The sequence below is a fragment of the Aromatoleum evansii genome (assembly GCF_012910805.1).
Taxonomy (GTDB): Bacteria; Pseudomonadota; Gammaproteobacteria; order Burkholderiales; family Rhodocyclaceae; genus Aromatoleum; species Aromatoleum evansii.
In genome coordinates this window covers 49,766-64,612 of the sequence record NZ_WTVK01000033.1, presented here as the reverse complement: position 1 = coordinate 64,612, position 14,847 = coordinate 49,766, and the positions used below count along the sequence as shown (strand labels likewise).

Here is a 14,847-nt window from a genome sequence, read left to right as displayed (position 1 = left end):
TCAACTCCTTCTCCCAAGCTAGGACCAGTGCTGTAGCGCTCTTCGCGCTGCGTGCCATCTCATTCCGGGATTTAACGGGCGATTCCGCCTTCAACGGAAATATTCCGGTCTTTAACGGAAAACGACAAACGGAGCGCACTATAGGTGACATTGCGCCCGATTGTCACTCATAGAGCGTGGCCCGATAGTGCACGACTTCCTAGCATCGCGCGATGCTGTCGACTGTCGCAACGCCGCCTCGCGATCCGCTTATCCTGTTCGGGCAACGGGTGGCGGCCCTGCGGCGCGCGCGCGGCTGGTCGCAGGAGCGCCTTGCACTCGAGAGCGGGCTCGCTCGCAGTTATCTGGGGGGCGTTGAACGTGGGCAACGCAATATCGCGTTGTTGAATATCGTGCGTCTTGCCGAGGCGCTCGGCTGCCCGCCCGCTGAGCTCTTGAAGCTCGATTGCGATCGCCCAGCGACTTAGTCCGTCACGCCTGCTTGCGGGGAGCGCCGTCGTCGCTCGGCGCCGAATCGACATCGCGTGGCGGATGAGGTGAGCTGTTGTGGCCATGGACAGCGTGGGCGCGATCGTATGGTTCCATGTGCCGACACCGGCGCCGCCGCCCCTGTTGACCGTGCGCGCGCCACCTCTGCCGGAAGCGATCGTAAGTGGCCGTTTAATCGAAAAATCATGGACACGTCTCGCTCCTCCCGTGGGAGTGGCCCGGAAGGCACACCCGCGAGATCGAGGTCTTCAGGGGGATCGATACCCCCGACCTGGCACACGCGACCACACAATGGCACAAGGAAGCCCCCCATTCACCGACTCAGCGCGCCAACCGGACACCGGCGCGCGAGGCTGGTAGTGTGTAAGTGCCGGCTGTTGTCCGGCGATTCTCGCGCTCGCCTGTACCATCTTCAACGATCGCTACACTTAGGCAATCGTTACCGAGGCGCGCCGCAGGCGTTGCTGGCCGCTTTCCGGCACCTCAGACGCGTATGCTCTTCTCCGTAACCGATCCCGCGCTGGATACGTTGATGAAACTCAGCATCGGCAAACGCGTTAAGCGGGTTGCCCCCGACGCGCTGAACGGGCGGCTGTTCGCACTTTCGGGCAAACCGGTGGCGGTGCTGACGGCCGAGGATCGAGGACGGAGGGAGGCGGCTGCGAAACGGCGCAACGACAGGGGAAAGTACCCGATTTTTCACGAGGGCTGACTCGCTTTCTCGGATCCCCATCGGGGTGCCTTTGCCACCGTCGGCAGTCCCATGCCTGAAGCGGGGCCTGCAACGATCTGCCCCACGAGCGCCCGGTGGGTTTGCTCGCCCGCAGCGCACTGCCCCGGGATCGGCGGCAGCGCGATTCGGTTAGACTGCTCCTTTCAGCCCAAGTCCGCCATGCACCCGATGTCCGCGATCCGGCCGCGACACAAAGCGGGAAGTCAGAAGCGCCCCGTGCTTGACCTGCGGGCGCTGATTCGTCTCGATCCCATGGACAGGATCAACGTCTTGCGTGCCGGAATCGAGTCTGTCGCGCTCGTCGAGATCGCGACGGCCGTCGGTCGCTCGATGGCCGAATTGATCGAACTGCTACAACTGGCCGCCCACTCACCCGTCGCCGCGCCGCTGAAGGGCAAGCGGCTCACGACCGAACAGAGCGAGCGCGTCCTTGCCTTCCTGCGACTGATCGAGATCGCGGACGACATGGTGAGGACCACCAGTCAGCACACGCCCTTTGATGCGCCACATTGGGTCGGGGACTGGCTCGCCAGTCCCTGTCCGGCCTTGGGCGGGCGACGTCCTGCCGGCTTCACCGACACGCTCGAGGGATTCAGGGTGCTCGAGCAGCTGTTGGCGCAGATGCAGTCCGGTGCCTACGCCTAGTGTGCGACCGACGATCGCGGCGTGGCGCTCCGGACTCGCTCCGTTACGACCTATTGTCTGGTTCGTTGTGCCCGCGGTGCAGGCCTCTGCAGCAGCGCGCGCCGCATTCTTGCCCTGAAGTTATCGTAACGTATTGGTTTCAAGCCAGTTTCACTACATGACCGGATCTCCCAGGCACGCCCAAGCAAGCCTTGCGCGTCGCAAACGGCGCGTGTGGCACAACGAACCATACAATAGCCGCGCCGAGCGCCCTTAACCTTCGGCGGGCGCACCCGGATCGGGCCGCACGGCGCACAACGGATACCCCCCAGCACCGAACCCCTCCATGCGACCGCCCTTCCATCCGGCCACTGCGCGCCCCGCTGCGACGGCATCACGCGCCGCCTTTGGTGTCGCCTCGCGTGCGAGCCGTGTGAGCCTCTCCAGCGGCACGTCCGCGCGCTGCGGCTTGGCGTTCGTCGCGGGCTCCCACCTACCAGGTACGCATCAAGTCGCGACTGTTGCGGCCACTGACCTCAATCGCCGCCGCGATCTCCGCGAGCGATCGGTCCAAAGCCTGCGCAAGCCTGCAACACACCGACAGCCGCGGATCCGTCTCGGCCCCGCCCTCGAGGCGCGACAGTTCGGCTTCAGGAATCGAACTCAATGCGGCCAGCGCTCGCCTCGACAAGCCCATCTCCAGCCGCAGAAAGGTCACGCTGCCGCGCTCCGACAACACGTGCGCCAAGCGCTTGCGTGCGTTGGCCAGTTGCTGGCGACGCGCCGGATCGGCTTCCCGTTCCTGCAGGACGTCGCGAACCTCGCGCCAACCGGGCCGCATCGGCGCAGCCGCGGTCGCATCGGACGCCTGGTTTGAAATCACGAAGATGGACGTGGATCCCGCCGACGCGGTACAGGCCGCCGTTTCACCGAGAAACATTGTCATGTGCATGAATCGCCCTCGCGGGACCGTCGCCCGCCGCAGTCGATCATTATCGTTCAATGGCTGGGCGCTGCGAACATCGTTCGACTACGGCGTGTGGACACCCGGAGACTTGACATTATTGCGCAAACGACTCGACCGACGTCTTGCGTGCCCCTACTCGCTCCAGCACCGCGCCAAGGCGGCAAAGCCACGTTCGATATCCACTGGGGCGAGCCGGGACCGCGGACTCATATACTGCTTCGCCCACCAATCGCTAAGCTGTCCCGTCCCAATAAGACGCGTTGCCCATCCTGAAACGCCAAGTTCATCCGCATGGGTCTCGAATGCATGTCGCAGGCAGTGCGGAGTTGAACGTGACAGCCGTACCGCGGCGCCGTGGTCGCCTTGTCGGCGGGCCCAGTCGGCTGCGTCGTGCAATGCGACTTTAACGTCATAGCCGACGACGTTCTCGGAGTGCAAGATTGAACAATAGGCCGTGGCAGCACCCCGCCATGTTGGACTCGAGAGGTCCCCGATTTCTTCCGCGCGAACGGAAAACAACGCTTCGATGGTCTGTTTGAGCGGCGGGACCACGTAGATTGGGAAGAATTCACGTCCCCGCGATGGCACCCGAAGAAGCACGAACCCATCTTCCAAGACAAAATCGTCAGCCTTCACATGCACGGCCTCCCTGATGCTCAGGGATGCAAAGTAGAGCAGTTCGACCGCCAAACGCCGACGAAGCTGTTTCTCATCGCATGGACTCGCATAAAGGCTACGCCGCAACACGCGCCAATCGGAAAATGCGAGCACCTTCCCGGAAGGATCACGATCCCATTCCAGGGCCAGTGTGCTGGCCGACTGGTGAGTCAGCAAGCGATGGCGCGCGAGGGACTGTCCGATATTGCAGTAACCAACCTCTCGCAGCCAGTCTGTCAGTTGACTCAACACGCTGATTGCTATGCGCCGTGATCGCGCGCACAAGGGGCCCGCAAATGGGAGCCACGCAGCGTCGCTACGCTCACGCTTCGACGTCGTGATCCATCGCTCCGGCGGATGCGGACGCAAAAGAAAGTATTCATATGCAGCAAAATCCTCCTCGGTTAGAGATGACATTGCGAGCTTCCTTTCGACCAATGCCCAATTCAGCAAACGCTCAACTTCGCGCCGATAACAGCGATAAGTCGAAGGACGGTCCTCGTATCGCGCGAGCCAAAGCATGACCGCGCCCAGATCACTGTCGGCGGCGATCCTACACATCTTGCGCGGCAATCGGAATTTTCCGTCATGTCCGTCGAGCAGCTCTGGAACCACAAGGCGCTCAAGCGGTGCGATGCGCCCGTTCACGTGTCTCACCGTATTCGTTGCCAATGCACAAAGGGCTGGCACTGCGATCACCAGCAACCCTCACCTGAGGGCCGGCGATCCCGGCCCACCATAATCCGTCCTCCCCATGCCGAGAGAATTCGAAGTACGTTACGCGTGGCGACCACGCCCTGAATTGAGGACTTAACTCGGCACGAAAGTCTTGAATCATTTCAAGAACGTCGGGCGTGAGCGGTCGACCGTAATCCGCAGGGAGGCTCGACGCCCGCTCACACCACTCGATCGCCACTTGAAGGTTTGCGAGGAGCGACATTAGGACAAATTCTCCCCACATCGCGGAGTCAATCCCCCGGTCACCCGGCCACGCCAACACCCTCTTGCGCAAGCGTAACTTGCCTGTACGCCCTGTCTTTCCATACTGGCGCCGCTCCTCAAAATGATGTCTCCATAGTTGGAATCCGAATGCAAACGGACATACGGAACTCGATGGCCACAGAATGTCGTTCCCCCATTCGACATGGAGAATCGCCTCCGCTTGTTTGAGGCAGCGCCGATGGTATTTCTGGAGCACGCGTCTGACCGATTTACAGATGGCTGAATAGACGGCTATCCGCTCCGCGTTCTCCCGCTTTCTGCTCCGCGGCGCGCTCACGGTTACTGAGCTCTTGTCATGGCGCACAGTTGCGACCCGAAGCTGAGGGATTGCCGTATCGCCGGCACCACACTTGAAAGGCACAATATTCGACAGAACGGAAAAGACGGCCGCTCTCCTTGCCTTGTCGGGCGGTTCGGCATCGGATCCGGGCCGCCACTCCGCCGCCGATGGCCAATAGATCTCGGTCTCGTCCAACCTGCGCAGCCAGTCAGCGATAATCCCATATTGACTGACTTCCTTATCTCCAAATTCTTGGCGTGATCTCTCATAACACGAAAGGGACGCGGTCGCGGCCGTCGGCAGACTCAAGCCGCCACCGCATCGCGGACAACAAAACGGCATTGCCATGGTTTCAGCCGTTAGCGCGTACCGCGGCGTGGGCGCTCCGCAACGCATACAATAGTCGATAATCGGATCACCATGGACTGGGCATTGCAGCAATGCGTCGATCTGACAAAAAATCGATTGATAGCCGGCTGAAAGGCAGCTATTGCAGAATCGTATCTGGTGATCCGATGCAATGGCATTCGCCCACTGGCTCGAAAACGTTCCCAAGCCAGCCCGATAGATCGAATCCGCCAAGGCGTTGGTCAGTTTTCCCTCCGGCGCCATCCACTGTGTCAGCAGTAAGCTGCGGCCATGGGTCTTTGCAGCAGCACTGCCTACCAGATTCCGTCCAAACAGGATTCGTGAAACATACGCCGGGCCAGACGCGTTCAGTACGAGCAACTTCCACAACCGTGTCAGCGGGCCCTCAAATGGGCTCGCCCACACGTCTCGCCAGATGAACCCTCCGACCAGCACGGGCGTAACAGCGGTCTGCCCGAAGTCTTGAGCCATTCCGCGCTGCGGGATGGTACCTGGTGCGTGAGTCATACCCTGCCTCTCATGACGGATCTTGCGTGACCCCAAGACTCCATTCGAAGCCGGACTCACTCACTGCTACGTCCCACCTGCCGCCGTCGGTGGCGGGGGCGCCCCGGTCCTCTTCCCAGTATTGGTAGAGAACCTCTCGGATCGCGGTAGCCATCCAGTGCATACCCACTTCATACCTGCCGGCATGCTTCCCCGCGGCAGAAGCGAACGCAGCCCAACAGGCCTCCGCCTCTCTGGCGAGGCGCCATCCTGACCGAAACGCTTCCGGACGGAAGAACTCGCTGTAGCTGATTCCACTGCCCTCAGGAAACTCGGAAATCTCGGGATTATCATAGGCCGCCAATACCGCGGAAGCGTCATCGAGCGAAGTCAGCCCCCTAAACGGATATGGATGAAGCATGAATCGGCCGATCAGATCCGTCCGCTTGGCAAGCAAGAGGGTCCCACGAAGTGCGAGCAGCAATGGATGGCCAATCAAGACGGTAATTAGCCTCACACCACGCTCGGCAAGGTAGTTGGAAATATCACGTAAATACGTATAGTCTTCCTCGTGCCAGTTCTGCGCTTCATCAATAGATAGTAAGAGGCGATCGCCGGAGGAGGCTTGCGCCGTAGCCAGCCACAGGCTAATGAGGCGATTTCGCCTGCTTGTCCCGGTACCGACATCCGCTGCGTGATGTCCACAGTCGAGTAACAAATCGGAAAAAAATGTCGCCTCCGACGAGCGAGGATGGTCCTTCGCCACGATTGAAATAATCCCTAGGGCTGGAAAGGTCTGTGGCAAGGTTCTTCGCACCACCTCCATTCCATAGGTCTTTCCGAACCTGGAATTGGCGGTAAAACAGACGCCAGGTTCGCGGTGGACAACCGCGCGACAAACGACGTCGAATGCGCCTCTCACGGCGGGAGTCGGTACCTTTGCCAAATCACCAACCACCGGATGCGCTTGAAAGGCCGCCTCGCGCTCGGCACCAGGCATGAGAATCGACGACGTTGCCCCCCTGCTTTCAGCGGGCCCGTCGCGCACTGAATTTTCAAATGTTTGCAGGGTCATTACCTTACCCTCACGTCACCGACTTCCATGTTGGCTTCTTAAGCGTTGTCGGCATCGGCCGTGGACGGGGAAGGGGCTCCTGGGCCGTCGCGGGAGTCAGGCCCGGCGCCGAGGCGGCTGGCACGGCAAGACCGGAAGAATGTGCCGCCTCAGCGAGTTGCGTCGCCGTGCGGGAGATCTTCCGCGGTCGGCGCTGCGCATCCCGATACGCTTTGTCGGCGAGGTACTGCAGCAGCTTCCGGACAGGATCGTCGCCTGGCCCCCAACACAGTTCACCCGCGTCGCAAAGCGCGTTGATCTGCTTGCGCATTTCGCGGGTATGCGGAATATTCCCCCAAGCCCCTTGAGCGCGCAGCGTTCCCAATTCCCCGCCCGACGCGAAGAAAGCAACCACGATCCGCATGTCCGATTCGCGAACATGGACTCGAATCTGCGTACCGATCAAACCAAAAGAGCGGGCAAGAAGCGGACTGGTATAGTGACAACGGTCCAACTCGACGTACGGCCTGCGGCCTTGGCTCTGGTTTCCACGGACCGTTCGTGTTTCCACCACAATCCCCAATTCTGGCTGACTACTTGTCGGCGGCGGAAGACAGCGAGGAAGGAACGAAGGCTCCAATGCATGGAGGTGGTCGCGCAGGACCTCCAGCGGCGACCGACCGCCCAATCCGCGGCTTTTCGTTGCGTTGTACTCGGCGACAATTACATCGGTCAGATCCAATAGCGCCTCCCAGGTAATAGCGTGCTCGATCGCCTCCTCGATCGCGTTGGCCTTCAATGGATCGTTGGGGTTTGATCCGGTGGTCGACGGAAGTCGGTGAAATCCATATGATTCCAAGGTCCTGAAGAGTCGTTCAACGACCTTGTTGTGCTCCCAACGGCCGATACCCCCCCAAGCCAACACGCACCCAGTACGTCGTCTAGCATTTTCCGCAATGCGAACAGCGAAATGCGGTGCTGCGTTGTCAAGTTTGATGACTGCGGGAAAACATCCCATCAACTCCGGGATAACCCCTGAAGGCAGACCGCTCCCTTCGGCATAGCGAAGCCCTGGAATGCTCAACGCTCTCGGGCGCCACTGCTCCCCGGTGCAAATCAGAGTCTGTTCAATCGTAGCCGAAGAGGGCTCTTTTCTTATAGCAACAGAATATCCAATAATAGCTTTTGACACCTCTTCCACGTGAACGACGAGCCAAAGACGGTCAATCGCAACTGACTGATGACCCGCAGGCCCGGGAATTACTACACAGCCGATGCAGTCAATTTTATGGGCATCCATGCCGCCCGCGTCATAGGGTGCGACGTTCAACGGCGCACGAGACATCCCCGTTCCAATCGACAATCGGCGCGCCGCTTCGTCACCATAACGGGCACGGGTGCCCGCAATTAGCTCCTCTTCGACGAGATTTTTCATATATCGTTCAATCGATTTTCTTCCGCACGATTTGGAATTCAGCGGATACTCGTCCTCGTGAATGCCTTGGGTAACACATAGTTCTCTAAACGTCTTTGCGACGGATTTAATTGAAATGCCTGCCTCACGAATCTTGCCTCGCCGCGCATTTCCGAGAATTATCGCGTCAAGTTCGTCACGGATCGCCTGGTGTTCCTCAAGGAACTTCGAAAATGCGCCCGCAAAACCCCTCGCTGCTCCCGGGGCCCCTCGCGGCACGCCTATCCGGCGTTCGTATGCCTTGACCGGAACGCTCCGAAGAAGTCCCGCCCATCCCCACAATTGACCGTCTGCAGCAATCGACACACAACGATTGAGTTGATCGAGGATTGAACTCTTGGGGACGTGACTCAGGGCGCTTGCCGTCTTCAGGCTTCCGCTCTGTAAATAGGTCTGAATTGCCAACTGCAGGCGACAGAACCGCGTTTGTTGCTCTTCTGGTAGCGCCTCTACATCGACTCGCCGCCATCGACTCGTATCGGCAAACTCAGGTGGAAGGTTTCGCCTCGTGTAGCGTTCCCTCTTCATGGTCCGTACTCCGTAGAATCCTGACGGACGTGTTCTTGTTCAATGGTCTGTCGTCAAGATCAGCCCAGTAAAGTCCATCCTGGACACCCTTAAACGCAGCCGCGACATAGCAAGAACCCAGAGCACCGGCGCCAAGCGATTGAATATCTTTCACCGACGCGCAATCGCGAGCATGCAGCAATGCGCTGATCTCAACCTGAAGAGGACGAAGGGGATAACAGCGAGCCGCACTCAACCATGCAATCACGCGTTGCCAGTTCACTATTCGCAGCGGATTTGCAAGAATTTCCGCTTCGGTGTACTGGACATAATGAATCCCCTCTCGATCAGCAATCGCAACCTTCGTTTCCCACTCGCGCACGGATTGCCTGTCGAGGTTCCGCAGAGCGGACGTCGTCACTAATTGGCGATATTCGGACTTGCCGTCGTGATACGTTACAAGGGCCGCGAAATCGGTGGCAAATTCCACATCGCCCGCGCGGACGACATGTGTGGACGGGGCGTAATCGACTGCCTTGACGCGCGGATCGCTCTCCACAAGCAGAAAATGCATCCACGCCACCTCGCCCCGAAGAATCCAGTCGCGATCAGTGCGTGGGCTATAAACCGAGAATAATGTACTGCGCTGTCGTCCACGGGCCGAGTAGGCAGGCGCCAACCTTCCTCTCAACCGTGTACCAAGCCGCGGCCCCGGCGCCATATGGGTGCCTCCGAGATCCACCACCGGTTTCATTATAGTTGACTTTTTTTGTCGGGCTTTTGGTCTTGATCCGACGCGAGAAAAATCTTGAGCCAAGTGCATCTCCCACTCCGCGCTGTTGCACTTTCCACTTCGTCTCGCAGACGACATTTAGCTCCGTCGGGTCGTCCACCGCGTGTGTGCCTGGCGCTTTCTCGGGGATCGGCAATCGTTACCTGAAGTCGCGCCAATCGGCGCGACACGTGGGTGTGGCTGGGCACCTGAAGATTAAGGCCCATTGAGTTGCACTAGCGAGTTCATGAGCCCCTCGGCGACACGGAACGGCCAGCCGTGTCAGCGGAACAAGGTTGATCGTCAGGCAGGTCCGAAGGCGATAAACCGTTCTTGAACCGCGCCGTGCGGCTGCTGCTAGCGACGAGCGCGCGGTCGCATTCGGCGCAGTTCGTGAAGCGGTAACGGTACTCCGACCATGCGGTCGCGCGGTCTCACTTCACCTGCACTGCGATGCTTGCGCTCGATAATTCAGAATCCCCTGTTCACCTGGGATCGACGGCATTTCTTTGCACCGACACCGCATCAGTGACACGTGGAGTGTCTCAGGACCACTCTTCGGTTCGGCACGTTGCATCCGCTTTCGGGACATTGGGTCCATTGTGATGCGGCATCAGGATAGTAAGTAAAAATCTGTCCTTATTCGAAAATTCGGGTTATTCCGTCTCAAATTTTTGACGCAAATTTCCGCAAACTTATGGAGAAGACCCCGCAGATGAAAGTTTTCCGTTCGAGTCTGATGCGCGCTTTTGTGTCCACCCGCTCAAAAGTTGCTGACTCGCTGGACCACATCTCTTGACTTTTGATACTACATTTTGTTGACACGAGCCACATCGCAGCACCACAACTTGTTGACATGCGCGCAACAGCCAATCGGCGATCGATCGCGCAGCGATCCAGATCTAGCGCGCTTTCGCGGGGGGCGTTGCCGATCCGGGGTTCTCCGTCGTGACCGGTAGGAAAGCTTTCCGCTTTCGCGGCTTGAGTTTTGCTGCGCTATAGCCTGGATCGGCGGATTCTCGGGCCCGCTGCAATTCCTGCACCATAGTCTTGATCTTCTCGTCACGGAGTTCCAACTCGCGCTGCAGGAGCGCAGCCTCGGTCGTCCGTTGAGAAAGTTGCTCGCGCATCACGTTCATCTGCGCGATGTGCTGTTCCGCGTCCTCCCTCATCTTGATGAGGCTGCCTTCTGCGGCTCCCAGGGCTTGGCGGACGTCTCCTAGCTCCTGTTGAAGAGCACCGAGTTCGTCCCGCTGCCGTTGAACAAGATCCGCAGTTGATTGCCGGATTTGCACCAGTTCCTTCTGCGCTTTCGCAGTGGTCGTGCGTTCGCGATCGATTTCCAGCAACGCACGCTTCTCGGCCGCTTCATGGCGATCCTCCGCCCGCCGCAAGGCATCGCGCTGCTTTTCGAGCTCGGACGCGAAGTCCTTGCGCGCAGCCGATAGTTCCGCTTCGAGTGCCTGATGCTGTCTCCTTGCTGTCGACAGCTGTCCGGCAAGCCCCTCCTTTTCCGCGCGCTCCGCCGCCAAAACGCGTTCCAGCGAAAGGATGCGCTCCGAGGAGTCATTGAGTGCCTCGTGCAGATGCTCGAGTTCTTGGTTAGCAGCCTGCCGGTCCTGTTCAGCGCGCTGCTTTGCGACGTCGGCAGCGGTGACGCGAGCGGTGGCCTCCTCCCGGAAGACATTCAGATTCTCTTGTGCTGCCGCTTGGGCCTCGCTCCATAGCCGCCCCACAAGTTCCCCTGCCGCCACTTTCAGCGTATCGGGAAGGTCAGGGTGTTCGATGCGGACGCGGCTCTTCTCTCGCAGTTCCGCCCAGAAGCGCGCCAGGGCTTCCGCCGCGCGCGTGTCAACAAAATACGGTAGTCCCGGAATGGCGCCGGGCTGCGCGCATCACGGATGGGGAATCCGCGAAAAATCGGTGCTGCGTGCAGGGTCGCTCAAATTGCGACTTATCGACCTTTTGCATGAGCACGTCGGATGGATGAACACCGTAAAAACACTATAGACCATCCAAGGAGAATTACATGGCCACGCACACCGCAAAGCCTGGGCGCAACCTGACAGCCCCGCAGCGCTACATGCTGTCGCTGCTCAATCTCGACGGGGAGCTGCGCATTCAGGCCGCTTTCAAGATCACGCGCAATAACGGCGCGCAGGCCGGCTTCATGACCAGCGCCAAGGCCCTCGTGTATCGAGGCCTGGCTCGGTACTCGGAAAACCATAGCCGGCTGATCTGTACACCGGCCGGACTCGACTTCTTCAAGCTCGAGTCCGAAGCAGCAGACGAGAACTCGGGGCTTGAATCCAGCGCGTTCTAAGAAAGACTGTACCGAACGGCTAAGGTCAGCGGCAGGCCGCCGAAGGCGCACTGTCGGCCTTGGTCAGGATATTGGAAGGCCTTTCGGAGAAGGAAGCGAGGATGAGAATCGACGAATGGAGCATTTGCGCTAACTCTGCGCACGCCTATGTCCCGCCCGAGTTGCGGACGAGAAGCCTGCACGGAAAGGTATTCGGCCACCCGAGGTTTGAGGACGGGCACGAAATAACAACGTCGGCCATTTGCGGCGTGCAAGACGGGCAGATCGTCACAGCGTCGGGGTCGCTGTATGAGCTTGGCGAGCCTGATGCGAAATACGAAGCCGCCTTTCCCGGCGCAAGACCGCGCGCATTGGGCCTGCCGTCAAACGAAACTTCGACAACTCACGAGGATGGAAGGCATCAAGGTTGAACAGGAACTTGCTAAACTGTTAGACGAACAATAGTAACGCGACGCTTTGTTGAAAGACCGGTCCCTGCTCCGGGATGCCGTCATCCATGAAATCAAAGCGGATGCCGCACGTTTCGGCGACGATCGCCGCACGGTGGTTGAGACGGCACCTGCCGCTACGGCACGCAGCGCCGCACCGACTGTCCTAGACGCAGCAGTGACGGTTGTTCTCTCGGCAAAGGGCTGGATTCGGACGCGGCAAGTCACAATCGCGATCTGCGCGCCCTGCCCTTCAACAATGGAAACCGGTTGCGCCTTTCAATCGAACGCCGCTCGGTCAGCACCTTGGTGATGCTGACCAATACCGTCCATGCGCTTTCGATTAGCGTCGCCGCCCTCCCAGATGGGCGAGGATGGGTGCACCTGTAACGACTTTCGTCGACATGTAGGCGGGTGCGAAGATTGTGCACGTCCTGACCGGAAAAGAAGAGGAGCGAGGGTTGATCGCAACAAGTGCCGGCTTTGGCTTTACCTGTCCATTCACTGATCTGATGGCTCAGAAGCACCTGGGCAACCAGTTCATCACCGTGCCCGATGGCGCGGAGATCCCGCCGCCGCACCTGCTTGCCGACGGTCCGGAGAGCCCCGCCCTTATTCGACAATCGACGTGGTAAGACGGAAGGAGAGTCGCTATGCCTGCGTTTAAGGGAACAGACCAACTGCCTACCGTAGTCTACGACGCAGTCGACCAGGAGGAGGCTACTCGTAACCGACTGGAGCTTGATACGACGCACCGTCGCGTCAGCCTCGCAATTCGGGTCACCAACGACGAAGAGGCGATCGACGCTTACCTCGCCGAGTATCGGGAGTCTCCCAATACTCGACGTCTCTACGCCAAAGAGCTGCGTCGATTCCTGATCTGGACGCGAGACTTCGCGCACCGCCGATTTGCGCACCTGATGCGCGACGATCTTCGCGATTTTGAGACTTGGATGCGCAGCCCCCCCGATCATCTGATCGGCGATACACGGGCTCCATACGGGCATGAGGAATGGCGCCCCTTCCGCGCACCCTTGAGTCATGACTCGTGCCATCAGGCGCTGCGTGTAGTCGCTGCCTTTCTTGATTGGCTGGTACAAGCCGGTTATTTGAACGCTAACCCCATGGGGCTGGTCCGACAGAAGCGGCGCAAGGCCCGGGCAGAAAAAGGGGACAAGGTGCGCCCTGCGACGGTCTCCCGGCACGGCCTGACCCTCGAAGCGATCTCCTTCATTTTCCAGCACCTTGCAATGTTGCCGCGGGCTACGGCAGAGGAGAATGAAACCGCGGCACGCGCCGAACTGGTGATACAAATTTTGCTCACGACTGGGGCTCGCCGATCAGAGCTGGCCAATGCAACGGTCAATAACCTCGTGTGCGAGAACAACCGCTGGCGTCTTCACGTGATCGCCAAGGGCGGGGACGTAGGAACGTTGCAGATCGGAGATGCCGTCATTCAGGCACTCAAGACGTACAACACGTGCCGCGGGCTTCCCGAATTGCCTCACATGCGCGACAACCATCCCGTCATCGCGCAAATCGGCAATCCGAAGCAGGGCATCTCCGACAATATGCTATATCGCATCGTCAAGCGCGTGATGGGCGATGCCGCGAAGCTCGCAGGCAAGCACGGCGCTGACAATGCCAAGAACCAGTTGGAGCAAGCCTCGACCCACTGGCTGCGTCACACATCAATCAGCAAGATTGCCGATACCTCGGGTAACGTGCGGATGACCAAAGGGTTTGGACGGCACTCATCCGCGGACACGACGCTCGGTTATCTGAACACCGAGAGCGACGAATTGCACGATCAGGTCACGCCGGTCTTTGACTCGATGATCGCGTCACTCAAGAAATGAGTCGCACCCGGTGGCCGTCAAATGCAACTTTGCCGTCCGCCGTAAGGTGAATGAGGATTCGGCGCACATGCCTCTCGTTCACCTGCGCGGCATTGCTGAGTTCGCGCACCGTAACCTCACGACGATCATAAAGACGCAGCGTTCTTTCGACGGCCTCGACGCGCGCCCGTTTCTCTTCCTGCTGCGTGGCCAATCGACGCTCCGCTGCAGCGGGGGATGCTTCGGCGTTCGTCGTTCCCTCTTGCCGCAGCGATTTTAGGAGTTCGCGGATCATGGGTGCCTCGTCACCGGCGCGCGCCAAACAAACGCCGACGGAACGGAACAACGTCACTTTCTGCGGGCGGTTGACTGGTACGAATTTCCAGTTGGGGGTCCATTCTGGGCGGCAGTTGGCGAATGGTTTCGATCGATCCCGTCACCGATGCGCCGTCATACACCACAAAGCGCCCGCATTTGACTGAGCCTACGACTACAGCCGACGGTGCCAGCACCAACGTTGTGTCGACTTCCACGTTGCCCTGGACCTCACCCATGATCAGTGCCTTCGGCCCGCGCAGGTTCCCTTCGACAACAGCCCCGGCCGACACGATGCAAAGCCCGTCCTCGATGCCAAAGATCACGTCGCCTTTAACCCTGCCATCGATCTTTACTCCCTCCTCGAAGCGCAAGGTGCCTTCCAGGCAAGTCGACGCCGCAAGCACCGTCGTTATGCGCTCCTGTTGAGGGTTGATCTTGAGTTTGCTCGGAGCGGAATCCTGACGAATCGCAGCAAACCCTGCCGAAGTATCCTCACGTCGCATCAATGCAGTCATAGTCGTTTCTC

General features: G+C 59.5%; 16 protein-coding genes. 7 read left to right on the top strand and 9 right to left on the bottom strand.

Annotation, left to right across the window (positions count from 1 at the left end):
* The first annotated feature begins 212 nt into the window (after nt 1-212).
* The 3 genes from GO615_RS17175 to GO615_RS17165 all read left to right on the top strand — a co-directional run bounded on the left by GO615_RS17175 (nt 213) and on the right by GO615_RS17165 (nt 1,867).
* Nucleotides 213-467, top strand: a complete 255-nt coding sequence (locus GO615_RS17175; RefSeq protein WP_169130259.1) for a helix-turn-helix domain-containing protein — start codon at nt 213-215, stop codon at nt 465-467.
* Between the two features lie 554 nt (nt 468-1,021).
* Entirely contained in the window at nt 1,022-1,201 is a 180-nt protein-coding gene (locus tag GO615_RS17170; RefSeq protein WP_169130257.1) for a hypothetical protein, read from the top strand.
* A 237-nt stretch (nt 1,202-1,438) separates the two neighbouring features.
* A complete protein-coding gene (locus GO615_RS17165) occupies nt 1,439-1,867 on the top strand; it encodes an antitoxin Xre/MbcA/ParS toxin-binding domain-containing protein (protein WP_169130255.1) in 429 nt (142 codons plus the stop codon).
* A 472-nt stretch (nt 1,868-2,339) separates the two neighbouring features.
* On the opposite strand, the gene GO615_RS17160 is transcribed toward GO615_RS17165, so the two are convergent.
* The 7 genes from GO615_RS17160 to GO615_RS17130 form a co-directional block, all read right to left on the bottom strand.
* A complete protein-coding gene (locus GO615_RS17160; RefSeq protein WP_169130253.1) occupies nt 2,340-2,798 on the bottom strand; it encodes a helix-turn-helix domain-containing protein in 459 nt (152 codons plus the stop codon).
* A gap of 147 nt (nt 2,799-2,945) precedes the next feature.
* Nucleotides 2,946-4,118, bottom strand: coding sequence for a site-specific integrase (locus GO615_RS17155; RefSeq protein WP_169130251.1), 1,173 nt, complete (start codon nt 4,116-4,118; stop codon nt 2,946-2,948).
* On the bottom strand, nt 4,093-5,592 hold the full coding sequence (locus GO615_RS17150; protein WP_169130249.1) for a hypothetical protein: 1,500 nt from the start codon (nt 5,590-5,592) through the stop codon (nt 4,093-4,095). The genes GO615_RS17155 and GO615_RS17150 overlap by 26 nt, the downstream gene beginning before the upstream one ends.
* A 46-nt stretch (nt 5,593-5,638) precedes the next feature.
* Nucleotides 5,639-6,682, bottom strand: coding sequence for an ATP-binding protein (locus tag GO615_RS17145; RefSeq protein ID WP_169130247.1), 1,044 nt, complete (start codon nt 6,680-6,682; stop codon nt 5,639-5,641).
* A gap of 10 nt (nt 6,683-6,692) precedes the next feature.
* Nucleotides 6,693-8,663 carry a hypothetical protein gene (locus tag GO615_RS17140; RefSeq protein WP_169130245.1) on the bottom strand — a complete coding sequence of 657 codons (1,971 nt, stop codon included), beginning with the start codon at nt 8,661-8,663 and terminating at the stop codon, nt 6,693-6,695.
* Entirely contained in the window at nt 8,623-9,216 is a 594-nt protein-coding gene (locus GO615_RS17135) for a hypothetical protein (protein ID WP_169130243.1), read from the bottom strand. Before GO615_RS17135 ends, GO615_RS17140 begins: the two co-directional genes overlap by 41 nt.
* A gap of 1,100 nt (nt 9,217-10,316) precedes the next feature.
* Entirely contained in the window at nt 10,317-11,246 is a 930-nt protein-coding gene (locus tag GO615_RS17130; RefSeq protein ID WP_211167198.1) for a DNA-binding protein, read from the bottom strand.
* A gap of 197 nt (nt 11,247-11,443) precedes the next feature.
* On the opposite strand from GO615_RS17130, the gene GO615_RS17125 reads away from it, so the two are divergent.
* The 4 genes from GO615_RS17125 (at nt 11,444) to GO615_RS17110 (ending at nt 14,024) form a co-directional block, all read left to right on the top strand.
* A complete protein-coding gene (locus tag GO615_RS17125; RefSeq protein WP_169130241.1) occupies nt 11,444-11,737 on the top strand; it encodes a hypothetical protein in 294 nt (97 codons plus the stop codon).
* 101 nt (nt 11,738-11,838) lie between these two features.
* On the top strand, nt 11,839-12,147 hold the full coding sequence (locus GO615_RS17120) for a hypothetical protein (protein ID WP_169130239.1): 309 nt from the start codon (nt 11,839-11,841) through the stop codon (nt 12,145-12,147).
* A 443-nt stretch (nt 12,148-12,590) separates the two neighbouring features.
* On the top strand, nt 12,591-12,800 hold the full coding sequence (locus GO615_RS17115; RefSeq protein ID WP_169130237.1) for a hypothetical protein: 210 nt from the start codon (nt 12,591-12,593) through the stop codon (nt 12,798-12,800).
* 18 nt (nt 12,801-12,818) lie between these two features.
* On the top strand, nt 12,819-14,024 hold the full coding sequence (locus tag GO615_RS17110) for a tyrosine-type recombinase/integrase (protein ID WP_169130235.1): 1,206 nt from the start codon (nt 12,819-12,821) through the stop codon (nt 14,022-14,024).
* Here the strand turns inward: GO615_RS17110 and GO615_RS17105 are convergent.
* On the bottom strand, nt 14,014-14,298 hold the full coding sequence (locus GO615_RS17105) for a hypothetical protein (RefSeq protein WP_169130233.1): 285 nt from the start codon (nt 14,296-14,298) through the stop codon (nt 14,014-14,016). The genes GO615_RS17110 and GO615_RS17105 overlap by 11 nt on opposite strands.
* Before the next feature lie 10 nt (nt 14,299-14,308).
* Nucleotides 14,309-14,836 carry a bactofilin family protein gene (locus GO615_RS17100; RefSeq protein WP_169130231.1) on the bottom strand — a complete coding sequence of 176 codons (528 nt, stop codon included), beginning with the start codon at nt 14,834-14,836 and terminating at the stop codon, nt 14,309-14,311.
* Between the last annotated feature and the right edge of the window lie 11 nt (nt 14,837-14,847).